The 22349-nt window shown below is 68.1% G+C and carries 21 protein-coding genes; 7 read left to right on the forward strand and 14 right to left on the reverse strand.

Annotated features, from left to right (window positions below):
• Window positions 1-3: 3 nt before the first annotated feature.
• The gene (gene pgsA / locus FHS98_RS05125; RefSeq protein WP_167101040.1) at window positions 4-573 is read right to left on the reverse strand and encodes a CDP-diacylglycerol--glycerol-3-phosphate 3-phosphatidyltransferase; all 570 of its coding nucleotides are present in this window, start codon (window positions 571-573) and stop codon (window positions 4-6) included.
• Between the two features lie 168 nt (window positions 574-741).
• Here pgsA and FHS98_RS05130 point away from each other — a divergent pair, with 168 nt between their 5' ends.
• Entirely contained in the window at window positions 742-2022 is a 1281-nt protein-coding gene (locus FHS98_RS05130; protein ID WP_167101043.1) for an MFS transporter, read from the forward strand.
• Here FHS98_RS05130 and FHS98_RS05135 read toward each other — a convergent pair.
• Entirely contained in the window at window positions 2009-2221 is a 213-nt protein-coding gene (locus FHS98_RS05135; protein ID WP_167101046.1) for a hypothetical protein, read from the reverse strand. The two genes, FHS98_RS05130 and FHS98_RS05135, sit on opposite strands and share 14 nt — an antisense overlap.
• A 116-nt stretch (window positions 2222-2337) precedes the next feature.
• Window positions 2338-4395 carry an NAD(+) synthase gene (locus tag FHS98_RS05140; RefSeq protein ID WP_167101049.1) on the reverse strand — a complete coding sequence of 686 codons (2058 nt, stop codon included), beginning with the start codon at window positions 4393-4395 and terminating at the stop codon, window positions 2338-2340.
• Between the two features lie 118 nt (window positions 4396-4513).
• Between FHS98_RS05140 and FHS98_RS05145 the strand changes: the two genes are divergently transcribed.
• Both FHS98_RS05145 and FHS98_RS05150 read left to right on the forward strand, forming a co-directional pair.
• The gene (locus FHS98_RS05145) at window positions 4514-5089 is read left to right on the forward strand and encodes a DUF4287 domain-containing protein (protein ID WP_167101052.1); all 576 of its coding nucleotides are present in this window, start codon (window positions 4514-4516) and stop codon (window positions 5087-5089) included.
• Between the two features lie 103 nt (window positions 5090-5192).
• Entirely contained in the window at window positions 5193-5642 is a 450-nt protein-coding gene (locus FHS98_RS05150) for a carboxymuconolactone decarboxylase family protein (RefSeq protein ID WP_167101055.1), read from the forward strand.
• 152 nt (window positions 5643-5794) lie between these two features.
• On the opposite strand, the gene FHS98_RS05155 is transcribed toward FHS98_RS05150, so the two are convergent.
• On the reverse strand, window positions 5795-6802 hold the full coding sequence (locus tag FHS98_RS05155; RefSeq protein ID WP_167101058.1) for an SMP-30/gluconolactonase/LRE family protein: 1008 nt from the start codon (window positions 6800-6802) through the stop codon (window positions 5795-5797).
• Complete coding sequence (locus FHS98_RS05160; RefSeq protein WP_167101061.1) at window positions 6799-7902, reverse strand: Gfo/Idh/MocA family protein; 1104 nt, start codon at window positions 7900-7902, stop codon at window positions 6799-6801. The genes FHS98_RS05155 and FHS98_RS05160 overlap by 4 nt, the downstream gene beginning before the upstream one ends.
• 130 nt (window positions 7903-8032) lie before the next feature.
• Here FHS98_RS05160 and FHS98_RS05165 point away from each other — a divergent pair, with 130 nt between their 5' ends.
• Window positions 8033-8500, forward strand: coding sequence for a GreA/GreB family elongation factor (locus tag FHS98_RS05165; RefSeq protein WP_167101064.1), 468 nt, complete (start codon window positions 8033-8035; stop codon window positions 8498-8500).
• A gap of 59 nt (window positions 8501-8559) precedes the next feature.
• On the opposite strand, the gene FHS98_RS05170 is transcribed toward FHS98_RS05165, so the two are convergent.
• Complete coding sequence (locus tag FHS98_RS05170; RefSeq protein ID WP_167101067.1) at window positions 8560-9852, reverse strand: Hsp70 family protein; 1293 nt, start codon at window positions 9850-9852, stop codon at window positions 8560-8562.
• 65 nt (window positions 9853-9917) lie between these two features.
• A complete protein-coding gene (locus FHS98_RS05175) occupies window positions 9918-10667 on the reverse strand; it encodes a FadR/GntR family transcriptional regulator (RefSeq protein ID WP_167101070.1) in 750 nt (249 codons plus the stop codon).
• A 123-nt stretch (window positions 10668-10790) separates the two neighbouring features.
• Here FHS98_RS05175 and FHS98_RS05180 point away from each other — a divergent pair, with 123 nt between their 5' ends.
• From FHS98_RS05180 to FHS98_RS05190, 3 genes are all read left to right on the forward strand, one after another.
• Window positions 10791-11774 carry a quinone oxidoreductase family protein gene (locus tag FHS98_RS05180; RefSeq protein WP_167101073.1) on the forward strand — a complete coding sequence of 328 codons (984 nt, stop codon included), beginning with the start codon at window positions 10791-10793 and terminating at the stop codon, window positions 11772-11774.
• A gap of 76 nt (window positions 11775-11850) precedes the next feature.
• Window positions 11851-12126 (forward strand): HU family DNA-binding protein, encoded by a 276-nt coding sequence (locus FHS98_RS05185; protein ID WP_019831929.1) that lies wholly within the window; start codon window positions 11851-11853, stop codon window positions 12124-12126.
• Window positions 12127-12128: 2 nt separating this feature from the next.
• Entirely contained in the window at window positions 12129-12605 is a 477-nt protein-coding gene (locus tag FHS98_RS05190; RefSeq protein ID WP_167101076.1) for a YbaK/EbsC family protein, read from the forward strand.
• Window positions 12606-12650: 45 nt separating this feature from the next.
• Here the strand turns inward: FHS98_RS05190 and FHS98_RS05195 are convergent, their stop codons facing one another.
• The 7 genes from FHS98_RS05195 to FHS98_RS05225 all read right to left on the reverse strand — a co-directional run bounded on the left by FHS98_RS05195 (window position 12651) and on the right by FHS98_RS05225 (window position 22314).
• Window positions 12651-14066, reverse strand: a complete 1416-nt coding sequence (locus FHS98_RS05195; protein ID WP_167101736.1) for an efflux transporter outer membrane subunit — start codon at window positions 14064-14066, stop codon at window positions 12651-12653.
• A 164-nt stretch (window positions 14067-14230) separates the two neighbouring features.
• Entirely contained in the window at window positions 14231-17419 is a 3189-nt protein-coding gene (locus tag FHS98_RS05200) for an efflux RND transporter permease subunit (protein ID WP_167101079.1), read from the reverse strand.
• A 111-nt stretch (window positions 17420-17530) separates the two neighbouring features.
• Window positions 17531-18787, reverse strand: coding sequence for an efflux RND transporter periplasmic adaptor subunit (locus tag FHS98_RS05205; RefSeq protein WP_167101083.1), 1257 nt, complete (start codon window positions 18785-18787; stop codon window positions 17531-17533).
• Window positions 18784-19191, reverse strand: a complete 408-nt coding sequence (locus tag FHS98_RS05210; RefSeq protein ID WP_167101085.1) for a hypothetical protein — start codon at window positions 19189-19191, stop codon at window positions 18784-18786. Before FHS98_RS05210 ends, FHS98_RS05205 begins: the two co-directional genes overlap by 4 nt.
• A 399-nt stretch (window positions 19192-19590) precedes the next feature.
• Entirely contained in the window at window positions 19591-20205 is a 615-nt protein-coding gene (locus FHS98_RS05215; protein ID WP_167101088.1) for a TetR/AcrR family transcriptional regulator, read from the reverse strand.
• Window positions 20206-20312: 107 nt separating this feature from the next.
• Window positions 20313-21353 carry an L-glyceraldehyde 3-phosphate reductase gene (gene mgrA, locus FHS98_RS05220; RefSeq protein WP_167101091.1) on the reverse strand — a complete coding sequence of 347 codons (1041 nt, stop codon included), beginning with the start codon at window positions 21351-21353 and terminating at the stop codon, window positions 20313-20315.
• 73 nt (window positions 21354-21426) lie between these two features.
• Window positions 21427-22314 (reverse strand): LysR substrate-binding domain-containing protein, encoded by an 888-nt coding sequence (locus FHS98_RS05225; RefSeq protein WP_167101094.1) that lies wholly within the window; start codon window positions 22312-22314, stop codon window positions 21427-21429.
• Window positions 22315-22349: the final 35 nt, after the last annotated feature.

Here is a 22349-nt window from a genome sequence, read left to right on the forward strand (position 1 = left end):
CTCTCAGTCCATATGCCTCAGGCCGACGCGCAGATAATCCCAGCCCGTCAGCAGCGTCAGCCCCGCCGCCAGCCACAGGCAAACGAGGCCGAGCGCGTGGACCCACGGCCATTCGGGCAACGCCCCCGCCAGGATCAGCGCGCCCAGCGCCACCATCTGGAAGGTCGTCTTCCACTTGGCGAGCCGGCTGACCGGCACCGATACCGACAATTGCGCCAGAAACTCGCGCAGGCCCGACACCGCGATCTCGCGCAGCAGGATCACCAGCGCCGCGACCACATGCCAGCCCGCGATCACGGGGTGGCCGCCGATCGCCTGCTCGGTGGAAATCAGCATCACGATCACGGCGGCGACCATGATCTTGTCCGCGATGGGATCGAGGAAGATGCCCAGTTTCGACACGGTGCCCTGCGCGCGCGCCAGATAGCCGTCGAAATAATCGGTGATGCCGGCGAGGCAATAGAGCAGGAAGGCCAGCACATAACCCACCCAGCCGGGGTGCCACAGCAGGGCCACGAGGATCGGAACCGCGAAAATTCGCGACAGCGTCAGCAGATTGGGAAGCGATAGCATCGGCGCGGCATATCCGATCGAAATGTCAGGCACGAACAGCCTAGCCGATCGGACGAACGGTTTGAACCACCTCGGCACATGCCGGTTTCATGTTGGGATTTGGTACTCGGGCCGTGCTGGGCTATGTGCTGCCCTCACCGTGGGGAAGGCGGGTCGTCGCGTTCACATATGCAAGCATCCTTGAAGCTCCTGACACGCAGGAAATTCCTGCCTCTGTTCTCCACTCAGTTCCTGGGTGCCTTTAACGACAACCTGTTCAAGACCGCGATGGTGATGCTCGTCACCTACCGGATCTTCTCGGACAATCGGCTCGAAGCGGCGTTCAATGCGGCGGCCAATGCGCTGTTCATCCTGCCTTTCTTCCTGTTCTCGGCACTCGCCGGGCAGCTCGCGGATTGCCGCGACAAGGCGTGGATCATCCGCATCGTGAAGACGGTGGAGATCGGCATCATGCTGGTCGGCGCGTCAGGGCTGCTGCTGCAATCGGTGCCGCTGCTGCTGACCGCGCTGTTCGCGATGGGGGTGCATTCCACCTTCTTCGGGCCGATCAAATATGCCCTCCTGCCGCAGCATCTGGATTCGGACGAGGTGCTGGGCGGCACCGGCCTGATCGAGGCGGGCACCTATGGCGGCGTGCTGCTGGGCATCATCGTCGGCGGCATCATCCCGGCGGAGGCCGCCGCGGCCACCGTGCTGGCGGTGGCGCTCGTCGGGCGCATCGTCGGCCAGCAGGTGCCCCCCGCCCCGCCGGTGATCGAGGATGACAGCGTCGATCTCCACGTCGTGCGCGCCTCGATCCGGCTGGTGTCGGAAACGCTGCATGTGCCGCGCCTCTTCCTCGCCATCCTCGCGATCAGTTGCTTCTGGATGCAGGCGGCGATCCTCGGCACGCTGTTCGTGCCGCTGGTCAAGAATGTGCTGGGCGCGGATCAGGAGGTGGCGACGCTGTTCCTCGCCGTCTTCTCGGTGGGCGTCGGCATCGGCTCGGTCGCGATCAACCGGCTGCTCGGCGGCACCGTATCGGCCCGCTACGCGCCGGCCGCCGCGATCCTGATGGGCCTCTTCCTGCTCGATCTCCATCATGTCGCCGAACATTGGGACGCGCCGGATGCGATGGTCGGCTGGAAGGCCTTTCTCGAACTGCGGGGCGCCAAGCATATCCTGGTCGATCTGTTCGGCGTGGCGATGTCCGGCGGGATGTTCGTGGTGCCGCTCTACGCCTTCCTGACGACGACGGTGGACAAGCTCCATACCGCCCGCACGGTGGCGGCGAACAACATCGTCAATTCGGGCGCGATGGTGATGGGCGCGCTGCTGTTCGCGGCGCTGATCCGGGTCGGCGTGCCGGTGACGGGCACGCTGCTGGTGGTGGTGGTGGGCAGCCTGCTGGCGGCGGCGATCGCCTGGCGGCTGCATCGCGCCGCCGACCGCGCGCTCAGCTCAGCATGATGAGGAAGAAGACGAGCCCGGCCGCATAGCAGGCGGCGAAGAACGCCAGATCCTCACGCGCGAGGCCCCAGCGCGCGCCTTCGGCGATGGCGGGCACGGACGGAACGGCTTCCGGCGGCACGAGGAAGCGCGGACGGGGGCGATAAGCGAACGCCGGACGAAGCGGCGTGGCGGACAAAGTGCGCGATGCCTCGATCATGGGCACAGATTAATAATCTGTTTACTTTTGGCGCGAGTCCCTGACGCACTCATCCGAATGCGCCTGTGCCGAAGCGAGACGATTCAGCATCCGGCAGGCGGGAAGCGAGGCAGGCGCTAGGAGGGCAGCCCCTGCTCCAGCGCCGCCAGCCACGGCGCGGCGGTGCCGTCCGCAGGCGCCCGCCAATCGCCACGCGGGCTCAGCGCGCCGCCGGTCGAGACCTTCGGGCCGTTCGGGATGGCGGTCCGCTTGAACTGGCTGATCTGGAAGAAGCGCCACAGGAAACGCTCCAGCCAATACCGGATGGTCGGCAGATCATAGGCGACCCGCGCCGTCTCCGGCACGCCGACGGGCCACTCGCCGGCCGCCGCATCACCCCACGCATGGAGCGCGAGGAAGGCGATCTTGGTCGGGTCCATCCCCCAGCGGACGATATAATGCAGGAAGAAGTCGTTGAGCGCATAAGGGCCGATCTTCGCCTCGGTCGACTGGATCGCGCCGTCCGCGCCCGCCGGCACCAGTTCCGGCGAAATCTCAGTGTTGAGGATCGCGTCGAGCACCTGATCGGTCGCGGGATCATACTGGTCCGTGCGGATGCACCAGCGGATCAGGAACTGGATCAGCGTCTTGGGCACGCCGGCATTGACGGCGTAATGGCTCATCTGGTCGCCGACGCCATAGGTACACCAGCCGAGCGCCAGCTCGGACAGATCGCCCGTGCCGATGACGATCCCCTCGCGCTGGTTGGCGAGGCGGAAGAGATAGTCGGTGCGCAGGCCCGCCTGCACATTCTCGAAGGTGACGTCATAGACCGGCTCGCCGCCCGCGAAGGGGTGGGCCATGTCCTCCAGCATCCGCGTCGCGGCGGGGCGGATGTCGATCTCCGCGCCGGTGACGCCCAATGCGTTCATCAGCGCCCAGGCGTTGGCCTTGGTGCCGTCCCCGGTCGCGAAGCCCGGCATGGTGAAGCCGAGGATGTCCGAGCGCGGGCGGCCCAGCCGGTCGAACGCCTTGGCCGCGACGATCAGCGCATGGGTCGAATCGAGGCCGCCCGACACGCCGATCACCAGCCGCTTCGCGCCCGACGCCGTGATCCGGCGCGACAGGCCCTCCACCTGGATGTTGAACGCCTCGTAGCAATCCTCGTCGAGCCGCGCCGGATCGGCCGGCACGAACGGAAAGCGCGCGACCGGGCGCTTCAGGCCGATATCGGCATGATCGGGCCGATGCTCGAACGACACGCGGCGGGTGCGCGTCTCGGGATGGCCGGCGAAGGCCGCCGCATCGTTGAAGGTGCCGACCCGCATCCTCTCGGCGCGCAGCCGCCCGACATCGACATCCGCCACCAGCAGCCCCGGCTCAGCGGCAAAGCGGGGAGATGTGGCCAGCTCGAAGCCCAGCTCGTGGATCAGCGCCTGCCCGTCCCACGCGAGATCGGTGGTGCTCTCCCCCGGCCCGGAGGCGGCGAAGACATAAGCCGAGCATGTCCGCGCCGACTGGGCGGCCGCCAGCATCGCGCGCTCGCGCGCCTTGCCGATGACGATGTTGGAGGCCGAGAGATTGCAGAGGATCAACGCGCCGGCCAGCGCCGCCATGGTGGAGGGCGGCGTCGGCGACCAGAAATCCTCACAGACCTCGGCGGCGAAGGTCAGGTCCGGCAGGTCGCGCGCGGCGAAGATCAGGTCCGTGCCGAACGGCGCCGTCTCGCCCGCCACATCGATGGTGAGGCCGGTGAGCCCCGCCCCGGAGGCGAACCAGCGCTTCTCATAATATTCGCGATAGTTCGGCAGGAACGTCTTGGGCACCACGCCCAGCACGCGCCCGCGCGCCACGATCACCGCGCAGTTGTAGAGCCGCCCGTTGCGCATCAGCGGCGCGCCCAGCACCAGCACCGGCCGAAGCTTGCCCGTGCCGGCCACCACCGTGCCCAGCGCCCGCTCCACCGCATGGCGGAAGCCGTCCTGCAAATGGAGATCGTCCACCGCATAGGAGGAAAGGTTCAATTCGGGGAAGACGACCAGATCGACATGATCCTCGTGCGCGGCCCGCGCGAGGTGCAGCGCCGCCTCGGCATTGGCGGCGGGATCGCCCGCCGTCGCCGCCGGCGTCGCCGCCGCGACACGCACGAAGCCATGCGTGTGGATCGAGGAAAAATGCCTGGCCGCCTTGGTCACTCGCCGGTCCCCGGAAGATTTGTCACATGTCTGCCTTAGCCCCTGTCAGAGGCCAGCACCACCGCTGGACACGCCGCCCCCGATCGGGCGACCCTGCTTCGCCAGTGGGAGACTCGCGATGCCTGACGTCGACACGCATTCCCTCACCGACCGCCAGCGCAACTGGTTCGCGTCGCTCCGCGAGGGGCTTGAGCGGGATACCGGCCGCTCGCTGGACCAATGGGTCGAGATCGCCCGCACCTGCCCCGAGACCAAGCACCGCGCCCGCCTCGCCTGGTTCAAGGCCGAGCATGGGCTGGCGCAGAATCGCGCCTCGCTGGTGCTCTCCACCGCTTTCCCGCCGGAGGTCGGCTGGACCGATCCCGAGACGCTTGCCGACACGCTCTGGAAGAGCCCCGAGGCGCGCGCGCTGCTCGATGCGGTGAAGGAGGCGATGGCGACGCTCGACGATGTCGTGACGGGCCAGCGCAAGGCCTTCACCGCCTTTTCGCGCAACTATCAGTTCGCCGCCGCGCGGCCCGATGGCGACGCGCTGATCCTCGGCCTCGCCGTGCCGCCCGAGGCGGCCGCCCAGCTCGAACCGCCGACCCGCGCGAGCTGGTCCGAACGGCTGAGGAGCCAGACCCGCATCACCGCGCCCGACGAGATCGCACCGCTGATCCCCGCCATCCGCCGCGCCTGGCAGGAATCCTGACGCCGCTCCGCGGGATGGTGCAACATTTCATGGCATTCTTGGTGCTTTTCCCCGGCGCATAAAAAGCAGACAAGGCGTCATCCCCGATTGAAAGGACATATCGATGTCGCAGCGCATGGATTACAACAAGGCCACCCCAGCCGGCATGAAGGCGCTGGGCGGCGTCTATGGCCACATCCTGCACAGCGGCCTACCGGGCGCTCTCGTCGATCTCGTCTTTCTGCGCGTGAGCCAGATCAACGGCTGCGCCTTCTGCATCGACATGCACAGCCGTGACCTCCTCAAGGGCGGCATGGCCGTCGAGAAGCTCGTTCTCGTCCCGGCGTGGCGCGAAGGCGGCAAGCTGTTCGACGACAAGGAACGCGCCGCGCTGGCCTGGGCGGAGAGTGTCACCAACGTCTCCACCACCGGCGTGCCGGATGCCGACTATCAGGCCGCTGCCGTGCAGTTCAGCGAGACCGAGCTTGCCGACCTCACCATCGCGATCGGCCTGATGAACGCCTATAACCGCATGGCGATCAGCTTCCGTGCGACCCCGGCTGCTGCCGCCTGAGGAGATCGGCGCGGCGATTATTGCGGCCTGCGCAACACTGATGTGTCCGCAACGGCGCTAGTCGATCGCCGCGCTTTTCTCTAACGGAGGCCGCACGCACCCGCCCGGCCCCTGCCCCCCTCCCCGCCGGGCGGGTGCAACGCTTCCCGATTTCAGGCCTTCCAGCCGTTCAGCCTGAGCGGCAGGCGCAGGATGCGATCCGACGACGCCATGTAGAGCGTCGATCCGTCATCCCCGAACGCGCAATTGGCGATCGGCATTCCGTCCTCGATCACGCCCAGCGGCTCGGCCTCCGGCGTGAACAGCCACATGCCGCCCGGCGACGAGCAGAACAGCGTGCCGTCGGCCGCCACCTTCATCCCGTCCGGGTTGCCCGGCCCCGGCATCGCCGAGGCATCGAGGAAGACGCGCGAGCCGGTCGGCATCCCCTTCGCGTCGAGATCATAGACCATGATCCGCCGCGCCTTCTCGTCCGATACCGAGACGTAGAGCTTCTTCTCGTCCGGCGAGAGGGCGATGCCGTTGGGCCAGGTCAGGCTATCGTCCACCAGCACGGCCTCGCCGCCTTCCGTCCAGCGATAGACGCCGTTGAAGGGCAGTTCCTTGATCGGCGACTCATTGCCGTTGAGCAGGCCATAAGGCGGATCGGTGAAGTAGATCGCGCCAGACTTCGCGACATGCATGTCGTTCGGGCTGTTGAAGCGCTTGCCCTTGTAGCGATCGACCAGCACCGTCCGCTTGGCGCTGGCGAGATCGACGCGATCGAGCGAGCGGCCGCCCGAATTGGCGATCAGCAGCCGGCCCTGATGATCCATGGCCATGCCGTTGGAGCCCGCCTCGCGGACCAGCTTCGGGTCCGGGTTGGGCAGGCCCGAGGGCTCCATGAACACCGACACGCCGCCCTTGCGCGACCATTTGCGCATGATGTTGGCCGGCGGATCGGAGAAGAGCAGATAGCCGCCCTGGCGCACCCATACCGGCCCTTCGGCCCATTTGATGCCGGTGGCGATCACCTCCACCTTCGCGTCCGGCGCGATGATGCGGTCGAGCTTGGGCGAGACGCGGCGGACGGTGGGCGCCACGGCTTGCGCGAAAGCGGGCGCCGCCAGCAGCGCGACGCCGGACGCGAGGAAGGCGCGGCGATCGAACGCGATGCTCACAGCTTCACCACCTGGCCGCTGGCCGCCGAACGATAGATCGCCTCGATGATCCGCAAATCCCGCAATCCTTCCTCACCCGGCACGATCGGAGTAGCGCCCGTCGTCATGCACTCCGCCATATGGTCGAGCTGCGCCGCGAACATGTTGGCGCCCGGCCCCGGAGGGGGCGTCACCTCATGCTCGTCGTCCTTCACATGGACGCGCATCTTCTGGTCGCGATAGCTCGTCGCCGGCTCCAGATCGACCCAGCCCTTCGTGCCCGTCAGCCGGATATGGTTGTGGCCCGAGCTGTAGGACGACATGCACGCCGCCATCGCGCCCGACGGGAAGGTCAGCGTCCACTCGATGAGATCCTCCACCTCGTGGAAGCGCGGATCGCTGCGGTCGGTGCTTTCGCGCGCGAAGACGGAGGTCGGCTCCTCGCCGGTCATGTAGCGGGCGGCCTGGAGGCTGTAGATGCCCATGTCCATCAGCGAGCCGCCGCCCGACAGCGCCTTCTTGAGCCGCCACTTGCTCGGATCGCCCTGCACGAAGCCATGCTCCGAATGGACGTAGCGCGGCTTGCCGAGCGTGCCGTCCTTGACGAGCTTGATCGCCGCCAGATTGTGCGGCTCGAAGTGGCAGCGATAGCCGATCATCAGCTTCTTGCCCGCCGCCTTGCACGCCGCGATCATCGCCTCGCACTCGGCCGACGAGATCGCCATCGGCTTCTCGCACAGCACATGCTTGCCGGCCTTGGCGGCGCGGATCGTATATTCCGCGTGCATCGAGTTGGGCAGGATGACGTAAACGACGTCGATATCCGGGTTGTTACGGATGCTGTCGTAATTCTGGTAATTGTAGATGCCGTGGTCCGGCACGCCATATTGCTGGGCGACGCGCTTGGCCTTGGCCGGATCGCCGCTGACCAGCGCCACCACCTTGCTATGCTCGCAGTTGACGAACTGCGGCAGGATCACCTCCAGCGCATAATAGCCGAGGCCGACGATGGCATAGCCCACCTTGCGGCCCGGCGCCGCGCCCATAGCGCGCGCCTCCAGCGAAGCGGCGGCGAGGCCACCCGCAGCGATCAGCACATCCCGACGGCTCAACTCGATCATGATACGCATCCTCCCACTGGCTCTGCGGCCCGGCCGGATCATGATAACGCTGTCCAATGTTAGCGCAACCGTACTGGCGATCGCACACCGCCATCGCCATATCGAATCTCTTTGGTTGGGGAGAGGGACCGTGAGTGTCGCGTTTCGTCGCGAGAGCGACGATGAACATATGGAGCCGAAATTCGAGCTGCCGCTGCCGCCGGGGCCTAATCTGGTCACCGAGCGCGGACTGGCGCTCATCCAGGCGAAGGTGGACGAGCTGGAGGCCGCGCCCACCGAGGGGCTGTCCGAGGAGGAGCGCACCCGCCTGCGCCGCGAGCTGCGCTACTGGCGCACCCGTCAGGCGACCGCGCAACTGATGCCGCAACCGGCCGACGACGAGGTGGCCTTCGGCTCGCGCGTAAAATTCAAGCTCAACGGCCAGAAGCGCCAGATCGATATCGTCGGCGACGATGAGGCCGAACCCACGGCGGGCCGCCTCGCCTTCTCCGCCCCGCTCGCCCGCGCGATGATGGGCGCCTATGACGGCGAGCGCGTCGATTTCGGCGGCAAGGCGGGCGCGATCGAGGTGCTTTCAACCGGCCCGATCCCGGCCTAAGCCTTTGTTGTACCGCGATTTCCGAGTCAGCAGGCGATTCCGCCTGCTTTGAAATCGCTCTAGTTCGACCAGGCGGCGATGTCGTCCTCCTGCCCGACGAGCGCGAGCCCGTGGGCGATGGAGGTCAGCTCGCCGCCGGTCGCGATGCGGTCCGCGCCGAAGCGATCGAGGAAGATGCGGCGGATCGCCGGGATCAGCGACGAGCCGCCGGTCAGGAACACGCGGTCGATATCCCCTTCCGCAACGTTCGCCGCCGCCAGCGCCTGATCGACGGTCGCGGCGATGCGCGCGACATCCTCCGCGATCCAGCCTTCGAAGTCGGCGCGCGTCACCTCGGCGTCGATGGTGAGCCCCGCGCCCGAGAAGTGGAACGCGGCCTGCTCCTGCGAAGAGAGCGCCTTCTTGAGGCCGCCCACCGCGTCATAGAGCGGGTAGCCGAGTTCATTCTCGATCAGCGCGATCATGCGACCGATGGCTTCGGGTTCGACGGCGGTCTTCTGGAGCCGCGCCAGTTCCTCCATCGTCCGCCGGTTGCGCATCAGCGCGAGGCGGGACCAGTCGGCGAAGTCGGCGAACCAGCTCCGCGGAATCTCCAACTCCTTGTCGAAGGAACGGTAGGAGCCGCCCTTGCCCAGCATCGGCAGGATCAGCTTGTCGACGATACGGTAATCGAAGCGGTCGCCTGCGATGCCGATGCCGGCGTGCCCCAGCGGCTCGCAGCGCCGCTTCGCCCCCGGCGCCGCCACGCGCACCACCGAGAAGTCGCTGGTGCCGCCGCCGAAGTCCGCGACGAGGATGGTCGCCGGCGCGTCCAGCCGCGAGGCATAGCTGAACGCCGCCCCCAGCGGTTCGTAGACATAATGGATCTCGGCGCCGAAGCCCTGAAACATCGCGTCATAGCGCGTGCGGGCCAGCGCCGGATCGGGCCGCCCGCCGGCATATTCCACCGGCCGCCCGACGATCACCCGCTCCGGCCGCTTGTCGAGCCGGCCCGACGCATGGTCGGTGAGCTTGGAGAGGAAGAAGCGCCCCAGCTCCTCGAAGCGATAGCGCTTGTCGAACACCGAGGCCGTCTCGAAGCTGGCGCTGGCCGCGACCGACTTGAACGACTGGATGAAGCGGCTGTCCTCGGGATATTCGAGATATTCGGCGATCGCGAACGGCCCCGCCTCGACCGCGAGGCCACCCTTCACCGCATCGTCATGCCAGAAGCAGAGCGCGGAGCGGAACACCGAATCGGTCGCCCCTTCGGGCGCCGCGAAGGAGAGGAGTTCGGATGTGCCACCCGCCGCGCCCGCGAGGGCGGCGACGCTGTTGGTGGTGCCGAAATCGAGCCCGAGGGCGGCGTGCATCTTTCTCTCCGGTGGCGCGAGGGCGGGCGGCTATGCCGGGGAAGCGCCGCCTCCGCAACCCATCTTCAGAGCGAGATGCGACGCGTGATCTCGCTGCGCCGGGCGCTGATCTCGGTGCGGGCGCGCTCCATCGCCTCCATCTCGGTGGCGGCGAGGACATCCTCGATCACGCGGCGCAGATGGCTGTGCATCGCGGCGCGGGCGGCGTGCGCATCGCCGCTCTTCAGCGCGTCGAGGATGGCGCGATGCTCGTCGATGCGCGGATTGATGCCGCTGCGCGCCGCCTTGGCGAACATGTGGACGCAGAGCGGCGAGCGATAGCGCAAATCCCACAGCATCTCGATCACGCCGCGAATCGCGCTGTTGTCGGTGCAGGCGGCGATCTCGACATGGAAGCGGCGGTCGGCCTGCTCGGTCCGCATGTCGGGATTGGGGCCGGACATCTCGCGCATCAGCGTTTCGAGGCGGGCGAGCTTCTCCTCGGTCATCACCGTCGCGGCGAGCGCGGCCGTCTCGCCCTCGAACAGGATGCGCGCCTCGGTCAGCTCGAAGGCGCCGATGTCGAGTTCGAGCGCGGCGACCTCGGCGGGCGCGGTGTTCGTCACATAGAGGCCTGACCCGTGGCGCGCCTCGACCAGCCCGCGAATCTCGAGCGCGATCATCGCCTCCCGGATCGTCGGGCGGCTAACCGAGAACTCCTCGGCGAGGTCGCGCTCGCCCGGAAGCCGCGCTCCGGGGGCATATTGACCACTCTCGATGGCTTCACTGATGGCGGCGGCAACGCGCTGGTAGAGCTTCTGTCCGATGGCTGGCATGGCCAAGCTCTCCCACAAAGCCTCCGGCCGCACAAGGCAAACGGGACGACCGGCCTGACCAATATCGCCGATGGCGCGGCGCCTCTCCCGCGCGATAAGGCAGGCCGAAGAAGGAGCCCCCTCATGGACGATTTCCGCATGATGATCCGCCGCACCGGCGGCCCCGAGGTGATCGAGCGGGAGGCCGTCGCCCCCTCCGCCCCCGGCGTGGGCGAGGTGCGGGTGCGCCATCGCGCGATCGGCCTCAACTTCATCGACACCTATCGGCGCTCGGGCCTCTATCCGGTCGAGCTGCCGGCCGGGCTCGGGTCCGAAGCGGCGGGCGTGATCGAGGCGGTCGGCGACGGAGTCGAGGGCTTCGCGCCGGGCGATCGCGTCGCCTATGCCACCGGCCCGGTCGGCGCCTATGCCACGGTGCGGACGATGCCCGCGAAGGCATTGGTCCACCTCCCCGACGATATCGACGACGAGACGGCCGCCTCCGCCATGCTCAAGGGCATGACCGCCGCCTTCCTGATCGAGCAATGCGCGAAGGTGCGGCCGGGCGACACCGTGCTCGTCCATGCGGCGGCGGGCGGCGTCGGGTCGATTCTGGTCCAGTGGCTGAAGGCGATCGGCGCGGCCGCCATCGCCCATGCCGGATCGCCGGAGAAGGCCGCGCAGGCCAAGGCGCTGGGCGCGGCGCACGCGCTCTCCTGCCCGATGGACGCGCTGGCCGCCGAAGTCCGCGCGCTGACCGGCGGGCGCGGCGTGCCGGTGGTGCTGGACGGCGTCGGCAAGGCGAGCTGGGAGGCCTCGCTGGGCTCGGTCGCGCGGCGGGGGATGATCGTCAGCTATGGCAATGCCAGCGGCCCGGTGCCGCCCTTCGACGCGCTGACGCTGATGAAGACGGGTTCGATCTTCGTCACCCGCCCGACTCTCGGCGACTATGCGCACTCCCCCGAGGAGCGCCGCGCGCTGGCCGACCGGCTGTTCGCGATGATCCGCGGCGGAATCGCCGTTCCGGTCGGCCAGAGGCTCGCTTTGGGGGATGCGGCGGAGGCCCACAGGCGCCTCGAAGCCCGCCAGACGACCGGCGCGACGGTCCTTCTGCCCCGGAATTCGTGAAAAAGCGCGGAAACGCTGGACCTTCTTCATTTTGAACGGCTATGACCCGCCTCTCGTAAAGGAGGAGACGAGTTCCATGAACAACACTGAGCTCGCCGAGCAGATCGCTGCCGGCCACGGCCTGTCGAAGGCGGACGCCCGCAAGGTCGTCGACGCCGTTTTCGCCGCCATCACCGACGCCGCCGCCAAGGGCACCGAAGTTTCGATCAGCGGCTTCGGCAAGTTCAAGGTCAAGGACAGCCCCGCTCGCGAGGGCCGCAACCCGGCGACCGGCGAAGCGATGACCATCGCGGCGTCCCGCAAGCTCGGCTTCGCCCCGGCGAAGGCCGTGAAGGACAAGCTCAACGCCTGATCGTGAGCCTTGATTCGGTCCGCGCCTTCCTTGCGAGGAAGGCGCCGGATATCGCGATCATCGATCAGGGCGCCAGCACGGCCACGGTTTCCGAGGCCGCGCAGGCGCTGGGGGTCGAGCCAGGGCAGATCGCCAAGACGCTTTCGATCCGCATCGGCGATGCCGTCATGCTGATCGTCGCGCGCGGCGATGCCCGGCTCGACAACCGCAAGACCAAGGATATTCTCGGCGGTCGCCCCCGGATGCTGGGCGCCGAGGACGTGGAAGCGCTGACAGGCCATCCCGTCGGCGGCGTATGCCCCTTCGGCCTCGCCACGCCGCTTCCCGTCTATTGCGACATCTCTCTCAAGGATTTCGGCGAGGTCTATCCCGCCGCCGGATCGCGCACCAGCTCGGTGCGCCTCACGCCCGATCGCCTGGCGGAGCTGGTCGACGCGACATGGGTGGATGTCTGCTCGCTGCCCGTCGAGGCCGTCTAGGGCCGACCTCCCTCCCCCGGAAGCCGAGGGAGGGGATCGGAAAAGTCAGGACGCCGGCTTTTCCGCCGCCTTCGCCTGAGCCACCTGCGGCGCCTGCTGCTGCCAGCCGCCACCCAGCGCCCGGAACAGATCGACCTGCGCAAACGCGATGCGCGCGTCCGACGCCGCCAGATCGGCCTGGGCGTCCGCAAGCGTGCGCTGGGCATCGAGCACGGTCAGGAAGTCGGTCGTGCCCTCCTTCTGGCGGGCGAGGACGACATTCGCCGCCCGCTGCGCCTCGTCCCGCGCCGCGACCAGCGCCTGATGGCGGTCGATCTCGTGGGCATAGCCCGAAAGCGCCGTCTCGGTCTCCTGCAACGCCGTCAGCACCGTGCCGTCGAAGGTCGCCAGCGAAGCCTTGGTGTCGGCCTTGGCGCCCGCGATCTTGGCGCGGGTGGCGGCGATGTTCGGGAAGTTCCAGCTAATCAGCGGACCCGCCAGCCAGCGGAACGGGCCGCCGGTGAACACGTCCGAGAGGCCGGCGCTGGTCTGCCCGATCTGCCCGCCGAGCGAGATATGCGGATAGAGATCGGAGGTCGCGACGCCGATCCGCGCCGTGTCCGCCGCCAGCCTGCGCTCGGCCGCGCGCACGTCCGGGCGGCGTGCGATCAGCGCCGCGCCATCGCCGACCGGGATCGGCTGGGCGATCTTCGGCAACACCGTCGCATCGCGCGCCGCCTGCGGGAGATCCTGCGGCGTGCGGCCGGTCAGCGTCGCCAGACGGAAGAGCGCGGCATCGCGCTCGGCCTCCAGCGGGGCGACGTCCGCCTTGCGCTGATCGCGGAGCGCGGTGATGCGGATCAGGTCGAGCTTCTCCGACCGCCCCGCCTCGACCCGCGCCGCCGTGACGCGCGCCGACTTGTCGAGCAGCGCCACCGTATCGTTGGCGACCGCGATCTGCTGGGCGGAGGCGGTGGCGTCGGCATAGGCGCGCACGGTGTCGGCGACGACCGCCACCATCACCGCGTCGCGATCCGCCTCGGCCGCCTGCCAGTCGCCCCGCGCCGCCTGGACGCTGCGCTTCACGCGGCCGAACAGGTCGACCTCGTAGGAGACGTTGAGGCCGGTATCGAGGCTCCACTCCTCGCGCTTGGTGCCGGGGAAGACTTCGTAGCCCGGCACGCGCTGATAGTTGGTCGAGGCGCTGATCGACGTCTGCGGCAGGCGATCCGACTTGGCGCCGCGCAGGTTCGCCCGCGCCCGCTCCAGATGCGCCACCGCCACGCGGAGGTCCGTGTTGGCGGCGAGCGCATCGGCGATCAGGCCGTTGAGCACCGGATCATTGTAGAGATGCCACCACTGGTCGTCGGCCTTGGCGGTGGCGTCCACCGCCGGGTTGGCCGCGCCGATGAAGGGCTTGGCCGCGCTCGCCGCCGTCTGGGGCCGGTGATAATCCGGCCCCGCCGCGCAGGCGGTCAGCATCGTGGTCGCGGCGAGGAGCAGGGCCAGCCCGCCCCTCCCCCGTTCGCCCTGAGCCCGTCGAAGGACGTGCCCCGTGCGCGCCGCTCGCGGCCCGTGCTTCGGCAAGCTCAGCACGAGCGGATCTTTTGTGGCTCGCGAAATGAAAGATGTGGTCATGACGAACCTCATTCGGCCGGCTGGAGGACGGGGGCGGCCTCGTCCCCGCCACGACGGCGGAGGCGCGACAGCCGGTCACCCAGCGCACGGCACACGACATAGAAGGTCGGCGTGAAGAGCAGGCCGAAGCCGGTCACACCCGCCATCCCGAAGAACACCGCGGTGCCCAGCGCCTGCCGAAGCTCGGCGCCCGCCCCCTTCGCGATCACCAGCGGCACGGCGCCGAGGATGAAGGCGAAGCTGGTCATCAGGATCGGACGCAGACGGGTCCGCGCCGCCTGCACCGCCGCGTCGATCGGCGACAGGCCGTCCTTCTCCTCCGCCTGCTTGGCGAACTCCACCACGAGGATCGAGTTCTTGGCCGCGAGTGCGATCAGCACGACCAGGCCGATCTGGGTGAGGACGTTATTGTCCATCCCCCGCAGGTTCACGCCGGCCATGGCGGCCAGCAGGCACATCGGCACGATCAGGATGATCGCGAGCGGCAGCGTCAGGCTCTCATACTGGGCAGCCAGCACGAGGAAGACGAACAGCGTGCCCATGGCGAAGACGAGGCCCGCCGTGTTGCCGGCCGTCTTCTGCTGATAGGCGATGCCCGTCCACTCATGGTCGTAGCCCGCCGGCAGAGCGTCGCCGAGCTTCTCCATCACCTGGAGGGAGTGGCCCGTCGAGTAGCCCGGCGCGGTGTCGCCATCGACCTCGACCGCCGGCATCAGGTTGTAGCGCACCACGCGATACGGCCCGTTCTTGTCCTTGAAGGTCGAGACGGCGCCGATCGGAACCATCGCGCCGGAGTCCGAGCGGGTCTTGAGGTTGGCGATGTCCGCCACCGTGTTGCGGAAGGGCGCGTCGGCCTGTGCGGTCACATGGAAGGTGCGGCCGAGCAGGTTGAAATCGTTGATGAACGCCGAGCCCAGATAATCCTGAAGCGTCTCGAACACGCGCTCCGGCGGCACGCCCAGCAGGGCGGCCTTGCGGCGGTCCACGTCGGCGAAGATGCGCGGCGTGCCCGTCTCGAAGAAGGTGTAGATCTGCTTCAGGCCTTCGGTCTTGTTGGCGTCGCCGATGAGCTTGGCCGAGACCTTGGCGAGTTCCTGATAGGAACGGCCCTCACGATCCTCGACCATCATGCGATAGCCGCCGGCCGAGCCAATGCCCTGCACGAGCGGCGGCGGCACCAGCAGCACGCGCGCCTTGTCATAGCCCGCGACCGCCTTGTTCGCCTGATCCATGATCCCGGCGTAGGTGGCGCCCTCGGCCTTACGCTCCTCGAAGGTCTTGAAGGGGAAGTAGATGGCGGCCGAGTTGGGGGCGGCCGTCTGCGACGGGCCGTCGAAGCCGGCGAACATCACCGCGCCGCGCAGGCCCTTAATGGGCAGGATCTTCTGCGCGATCTCCTGCGTCACCGCGTCGGTCCGTTCGAGCGAGGAGCCCGAGGGGAGCTGCACGATGGCGAGGAAATAACCCTGGTCCTGCGCCGGGATGAAGCCGCCCGGCGTGATCCAGAACAGCCCCAGCGTCGCCGCGATCAGCGCGGCATAGACGGCCAGCATCTTCTTCGGCCGCTGCACCAGGAAGTGGGTCAGCCGCGCATAGCCGTTGCCCAGACGATCGAAGCCGCGGTTGAACTTGTCCGCGAAGGTGCGGCCGGCGCGCTGGAAGGCGTTGCCGCCCTCCCCGCCATGCTGGCCCTTGGGCTTGAGCAGCATCCCCGCCAGCGCCGGCGACAGCGTCAGCGACAGGATCAGCGAGAACACGGTGGCCGACGAGATCGTCACCGCGAACTGCTTGTAGAAGGCGCCCGAAAGGCCCGTCAGGAACAGCGTCGGCACGAACACGGCGCAGAGCACCAGCACGATGGCGACGAGCGCGGTCGATACCTCGTCCATGGAGACGCGGGACGCCTCCTTGGGGTTGAGCCCATGCTCGATGTTGCGTTCCACATTCTCCACCACGACGATCGCGTCGTCGACGACGATGCCGATGGCGAGCACCAGGCCGAACAGCGACAACGTGTTGAGCGAATAGCCCACGCCCGCCAGCACCGCGAAGCTGCCGATCAGCGACACCGGGATGGCGATGATCGGGATGACCGCCGCGCGCCAGCTCTGAAGGAAGACGAGGATCACGATCACCACGAGGATCACCGCCTCGCCGAGCGTGTGGTACACGGCATCGATCGACTGGCTGATGAACTCGGTCGGGTTGTAGATGACCTTATATTCCAGGCCCTTGGGGAAGCGGGCACCGAGCTTCTTCATCTCGGCGCTGATCGCGATGGCGGACGAGAGCGCGTTGCCGCCCGGCCGCTGCATCGCCGCCACGATCACCGACGGCTTGCCCGAGAGATAGGCGTTGGTGCCATAGTCGGCGGCGCCCAGCTCGACGCGGCCGATGTCGGAGACGCGCACCTGACGGCCGTCCGGGTCGGTGCGGATGACGATGTTGGCGAACTGCTGCGGATCGGTGAGGCGGCCCTGCGTCTCGATGCCGATCTGGAAGGCATCATGCGTGTTGTAGGGCGGCGCGCCGATCGAGCCGGCGGCGACCTGCACGTTCTGCGCGCGCAGAGCGGTGACGATCTCGTCCGCCGTCAGGTTGAGTGCTGCGGCCCGGCCCGGATCGATCCAGATGCGCATCGCATAGTCGCGCGCGCCGAAGATCGTCACGTCGCCGACGCCGTCGATACGCGACAGGCGGTCACGCACCTGCGTCAGGGCGTAGTTGGAGATGTAATCCGGCCCATAGGTGCCGTCCGGCGACTGGATGTTGATCGCCATCAGGAAGTTGGGCGACGTCTTGCGCGTCACGACGCCCAAGCGCTGCACCTCCTCGGGCAGGCGCGGCAGCGCCACCGCGACGCGGTTCTGCACCAGCACCTGCGCGGCATCGAGGTTGGTGCCGATCTTGAAGGTGACGGTGATCGTCACCTTGCCGTCGCCGGTCGACTGCGACGACATGTAGAGCATGTCGTCGACGCCGTTGATCTCCTGTTCGATCGGCGCGGCGATCGTCTCGGCGACCGTCTCGGCGGACGCGCCGGGATAGTTGGCGGCGACCGTCACGGTCGGCGGCACGATGTCGGGATATTGCGAGACGGGAAGCCCGAAATAGGCCAGCCCGCCGACCACCGTGATGAGCACGGCGATCACCGCCGCGAAGATCGGGCGATCGATGAAGAAGCGAGAGAGACGCATGACGTCGTCCTTGCTGAAAGGGGGTGATCCCCGGCCGGAGGGGGGAAAAGGGGCCGGGGATCTTGGGGCAGCCTGGGTAAGCACCGCCCCAAACGGGAATGTCGGTTCGCCTTAGCGGGCGAAGGTGGCCTGCGCGGGCACCGGCGTTTCGGCCTCGGGCGCGCTGGCGGCGGGATCGGGCGCGACCTTGCCGTCGTGCGGCACGACCTTGGTGCCGGGGATCGCCCCCTGCATACCCGCGATCACCACCCGGTCGCCCGGCGTCAGGCCCGAGCGGATGATGCGCAGCCCGTCCACCACCGCACCCAGCGTCACCGGCTTGGCGACGACGCTGTCATCCTTGTCCACGACGAGCACGGTCTTGCGCGCCTGATCGGTCTGGATCGAGGCGTCGGGCACCAGCAGCGCGTGCGTCGTGCCGCCGGTGGCGAGGCGCATGTTGCCGAACATGCCCGGCGTCAGGAACGAGTCCGGGTTGGCGAGCGTCGCGCGGCCGCGGATCGTGCCGGAGCGCGGATCGAGGCCGTTGTCCGTGAAGTCCAGCGTGCCCGTCCACTTGTAGGCGGCTTCATCCTGAAGGCGGATCTGCACCGTGGTTGCGGGCTTGCCCTCCTTCTTGGCGCGCTGCGTCTTGAGGAACAGCGCCTCGGAGGCGTCGAAGGAGAAATAGATCGGATCGAGCGCGTTGATGGTGGTCAGCAGCGTGGCCGACGTCCCCTCCCCGCCCACGACGAGATTGCCGGTGTCGACCCGGCGATCGGAAATGCGGCCCGAAACCGGCGCGCGCACCTCGGTCCACTCCACATCCAGCGAACGCTCGCGCAGACGCGCCTGCGCGCCGGCCAGCGCGGCGTCCGCCGACTGGACCTTCGAACGCAGCGCATCGATCTCGCCCGCCGAAACCGCATCGTCACCGCTCAGGCGGTTGGCGCGGGCAAGGTCCGAGCGGGCGAGCGTCAGCGCGCTCTGGGCGCTGGCGACGCTGGCGCGGGCCTCGGCCTGCGCCGCGAGGAACGGGCGCTGATCGATGGTGAAGAGGATCTGCCCCTTCTTCACCACGTCACCGTCCTTGAAGTGGCGCTGCACCACCTGCCCCGAGACGCGCGGACGCACCTCGACCGACTGGCTGGCGACGAAGCGGCCGACATAATCGTCCCACTCGGTCACGTCGCGGGCGAGCGGGGTGGCGACGGTCACGTCCGCCGGCGGCATCCCGGCGGGCGCGGCCGGGGCGTGGTGGAACACCTTGAAACCGGCAAAGGCGACCAGCGCCAGCGGCACCGCCACAAGGGCGCGCCGCTGCCATCGTCCTTCGCTGGCCGGCGCGTCGATGCGCTCATCCTGGTCTACGCGTGTAAGCATGTTCATGCCGAGGCCCTCCCGGTGCGGCTGGATCGGCCGGCGGCAATGCTCGCCAGCATCAGTTCAAGTTGATCGATATTGAAACCGGCGGCCTTGAAGGCGTGGATCGCGGAGTTCGGCACCACATAACCATGGTGCCACGCCTGCACGGCGAGCCGGCGCAGCGCCTCCAGCCGCGGATCGGCAAGGCGGCGCGCGATGCCGCCGCCGAACAGCCACGCCGACAGGCGCGACAGACGCGTGGGCTCCGACAGGCTGGACAGCCGGTCGCGCCGGGCGAGCCGGATCACCTCCCACTCCACATCCGTGAAGCCGATCGCCTCGACGGACGCCGAGGGGGAGAAGCTCTGCGGGAACAGGGGCTGCGCCGTCATCGTCGCAAACGGTTCCCGCACATCGAGATAGGCCATGACGTCTCCCTTTCAGACAGACGACCGCCACCACGGACGCGCGACACGGGGGCCGCGCCTCACCGGGAGGCCGCAGGGATGCACGAAGCCGCCCCGCGAGCCACACGAAGCGGCCCACGCCAGACGGCGTTGATGGTTCGAAATCGGCGCGCGCCCGATCGGCGGAGGCGCCCGGACAATCAGCGGACGGCGATACCCTCGCCGGCCGGATCACCCGCAATCATGATATCCACGCCGCGCACACCGACGCGGCGCCAGAATTAGTTGCCGTATTGGAGCATGGCGCAAGCTCCCCGTCTGCCCCCGCCGGATGGCGAGCTGTCATTTCATACTGACAGGTATATAATGCAGTGCAGCGAGAGTCGTCAACCTATTTCTATACCGCTTAGTAGTTTTGGTCTAGCGGCTTGGCCACACCATCATCGCGGTATCGACCAGCTTGCTGAGATCCTTGCAGGAAACGCCGCTGCTGGCCTGCACCAGCATACCCTGGATGACGGCGCCGAGATAACGGGCAAGCCCTGCCGGATCGACATGATCGGGCAGATCGCCCTCGTCGCGCGCGCGCTCGAACCGCTGGATCAACGCCGCTTCGGATGATGCCCGGCGCGCGATCACCTCGGCCTTGATGGACTCGGCCTCCGCCCCGCAGGCCAGGCTGGAGATGACACCCAGGCATCCCCTCGGATCGCTGGTGCTCCTCTGCATCTCGAGCGCGCCGTGCAGCAATCGCTCGGCCACCTCGCGCGCGGTCGGCGCATTCAGCGCGGCCCCCATATAAGCGAGCTTCTCCTGCTCGTAGAGATCGAGCGCCTTGCGGAACAGGGATTCCTTGTTGCCATAGCAGGCGTAGAGGCTGGGGCGCGTGATGCCCATCGCCTCGGTCAGCTCGGTGAGCGAAGCGCCCTCATAGCCGCGCAGCCAGAAGACGCGCAGCGCGGCCGCGAGCGCCTCCTGGGCGTCGAATTCACGCGGCCGGCCACGCGGCACGGCGGCGGTGACATTGCTTTCCATACCGATCGATATAGTGAGTTACCGGAGATTCGTCCACCTGGACTCTGAGGCGGGCTGGGAACCGGGAGCCTCCGGCCATCGCCGAAAGCTCCCTTCCCTTACGGCATTCAGGCCTTCTCGATCGTCGAGGAGGTTTTCCACAGATCGATGCCGCCTTCGGTGGCATGGGTGTCGATCTCGGCCAGTTCCTCTGGCGAGAAGGCGAGATTCTTCACGGCATCGAGCGAGTCGTCGAGCTGGGCGACGGTGCGTGCCCCGATCAGCGCCGAGGTGACGCGCCTGTCGCGCAGCACCCACGCGATCGCCATCTGCGCGAGCGTCTGGCCGCGACGCCGGGCGATTGCGTTCAGCGCGCGGATGCGGGCGATATTCTCCTCGCTCAGCAGCTTCTCGCCCAGCGAGCCGCCCTTTGCCGCGCGCGCATCCTCGGGCACGCCGTTCAGATATTTCGACGTCAGCATCCCCTGCGCCAGCGGCGAGAAGGCGATGCAGCCGGCGCCCAGCTCCTCCAGCGTGTCGAGCAGCCCCCCCTCGATCCAGCGGTTGAGCATCGAATAGCTCGGCTGGTGGATGAACAGCGGCACGCGCTCCTCCGCGAGGATGGCGGCGGCCTTGCGGGTCAACTCGGGCGAATAGCTGGAGATGCCGACATAGAGCGCCTTGCCCTGCCGGTGGATCTGGGTGAGCGCGCGCATCGTCTCTTCGAGCGGCGTCTCGGGGTCGACGCGGTGCGAGTAGAAGATGTCGACATAATCGACGCCCATCCGCTTCAGCGACTGATCGAGGCTGGCGATGAGGTACTTCTTGCTGCCGCCGATGCCGCCATACGGCCCCGGCCACATGTCCCAGCCGGCCTTGGTCGAGATGATGAGCTCGTCGCGATGCGCGGCGAAGTCGGTCGCCATCACGCGGCCGAAATTCTCCTCGGCCGAGCCGTAGGGCGGGCCGTAATTGTTCGCGAGGTCGAAATGGGTGACGCCCCGGTCGAACGCGCGGCGCAGCATGGCGCGGCCGGTTTCGAACACGTCGGCGCCGCCGAAATTCTGCCAGAGGCCGAGCGAGATGGCGGGAAGGTCGATGCCGCTGCGGCCGGTGCGGCGATAGGGCATCTGGCCGTCATAGCGGTTGGCGGCGGCGGTGTAGGTCATCACGGCTCCTGATGCTCTCGGGATTTGCGGCGCCTCTTGCCACCACGCGGGCGCGAGTTCCAGCGCTGTCGGATCAGGCGGCGAGCGACAGCGCCGAACCGCCCATCATCCCGTCGGCGAGGAAGACGGAAAGCTCGCGGACCAGCTCGCCGGCCGGCCCGTCCTCGCCCACCACGGTCATCTCCGCGACGGGCAGCGCCGGCCAGCGATCGCCGCGCAGGATGCGGACGCCCTCGTGCAGGAAGGATTGCCCAAGCGCCGTCACCCCCATCCCCGCCGTCAGCGCCGCCTGGAGCCCGGCGAGGCTGCTCGCGGTGCAGGCGGTCACCCAGTCGCGCCGGACGCGATCGAGCGAGTCGGTCATCGCGGCGCGATAGGTGCAGGGCGGCCGCATCACCACGAGGCGGGCGGGCTGGGCGGGATCGGGCTCATAATCCGCCGCCGCGATCCAGACGAGCGGCTCGCGCCACAGCACGCGGCCCGAGCGCACCGGCGTCTCGGGCTGGCTCAGCGCCACCACGGCATCGAGCTTGCCGTCCTTGTGGCGCGCGAGCAGCTCGACGCTGATCCCGGTCGACAGCTCCAGATGCACCGAGGAATGCAGCGCGAAGAAGCGCGAGAGCAGCTTCGGCAACTGCGTCGGCACCAGATTCTCCGAGATGCCGAGCCGAAGCGTGCCGATCTCGCTCGGGCGGCGCAGGCCGCGCAGGAAATCGTCGTTGAGCGCCAGCATCTGCCGCGCCACCACCAGCAGACGCTCGCCATCCGGCGTCAGACGCAGCGACCGGCTGGTGCGCGCGAAGACGCTGCGTTCCAGCATCTCCTCCAGCCGGATCACCTTCTGGCTCACCGCCGACTGCGACCGGCCGACCAGCGCGGCGGCGGCGGTGAAGCTGCCCGTCTCCGCCACCGCGACGAAGGCGCGCAGCAGATCGGTATCGAGGAGGGGCTCGGTCGGCATCCAGTTGCCTCGCAAATGAGTCGACACCGATCTAT

The sequence above is a fragment of the Sphingomonas oligoaromativorans genome (assembly GCF_011762195.1).
GTDB lineage: Bacteria > Pseudomonadota > Alphaproteobacteria > Sphingomonadales > Sphingomonadaceae > Solisphingomonas > Solisphingomonas oligoaromativorans.

Bases quoted from the DNA above. Each gene is read 5' to 3' on its own strand.
- pgsA (WP_167101040.1), bottom strand. From the start codon at position 573: ATGCTATCGCTTCCCAATCTGCTGACGCTGTCGCGAATTTTCGCGGTT.
- FHS98_RS05130 (WP_167101043.1), top strand. From the start codon at position 742: ATGCAAGCATCCTTGAAGCTCCTGACACGCAGGAAATTCCTGCCTCTG.
- FHS98_RS05135 (WP_167101046.1), bottom strand. From the start codon at position 2,221: ATGATCGAGGCATCGCGCACTTTGTCCGCCACGCCGCTTCGTCCGGCG.
- FHS98_RS05145 (WP_167101052.1), top strand. From the start codon at position 4,514: ATGCCTGACGTCGACACGCATTCCCTCACCGACCGCCAGCGCAACTGG.
- FHS98_RS05150 (WP_167101055.1), top strand. From the start codon at position 5,193: ATGTCGCAGCGCATGGATTACAACAAGGCCACCCCAGCCGGCATGAAG.
- FHS98_RS05160 (WP_167101061.1), bottom strand. From the start codon at position 7,902: ATGATCGAGTTGAGCCGTCGGGATGTGCTGATCGCTGCGGGTGGCCTC.
- FHS98_RS05170 (WP_167101067.1), bottom strand. From the start codon at position 9,852: ATGCACGCCGCCCTCGGGCTCGATTTCGGCACCACCAACAGCGTCGCC.
- FHS98_RS05175 (WP_167101070.1), bottom strand. From the start codon at position 10,667: ATGCCAGCCATCGGACAGAAGCTCTACCAGCGCGTTGCCGCCGCCATC.
- FHS98_RS05180 (WP_167101073.1), top strand. From the start codon at position 10,791: ATGGACGATTTCCGCATGATGATCCGCCGCACCGGCGGCCCCGAGGTG.
- FHS98_RS05185 (WP_019831929.1), top strand. From the start codon at position 11,851: ATGAACAACACTGAGCTCGCCGAGCAGATCGCTGCCGGCCACGGCCTG.
- FHS98_RS05195 (WP_167101736.1), bottom strand. From the start codon at position 14,066: ATGCTGACCGCCTGCGCGGCGGGGCCGGATTATCACCGGCCCCAGACG.
- FHS98_RS05200 (WP_167101079.1), bottom strand. From the start codon at position 17,419: ATGCGTCTCTCTCGCTTCTTCATCGATCGCCCGATCTTCGCGGCGGTG.
- FHS98_RS05205 (WP_167101083.1), bottom strand. From the start codon at position 18,787: ATGAACATGCTTACACGCGTAGACCAGGATGAGCGCATCGACGCGCCG.
- FHS98_RS05210 (WP_167101085.1), bottom strand. From the start codon at position 19,191: ATGGCCTATCTCGATGTGCGGGAACCGTTTGCGACGATGACGGCGCAG.
- FHS98_RS05215 (WP_167101088.1), bottom strand. From the start codon at position 20,205: ATGGAAAGCAATGTCACCGCCGCCGTGCCGCGTGGCCGGCCGCGTGAA.
- mgrA (WP_167101091.1), bottom strand. From the start codon at position 21,353: ATGACCTACACCGCCGCCGCCAACCGCTATGACGGCCAGATGCCCTAT.
- FHS98_RS05225 (WP_167101094.1), bottom strand. From the start codon at position 22,314: ATGCCGACCGAGCCCCTCCTCGATACCGATCTGCTGCGCGCCTTCGTC.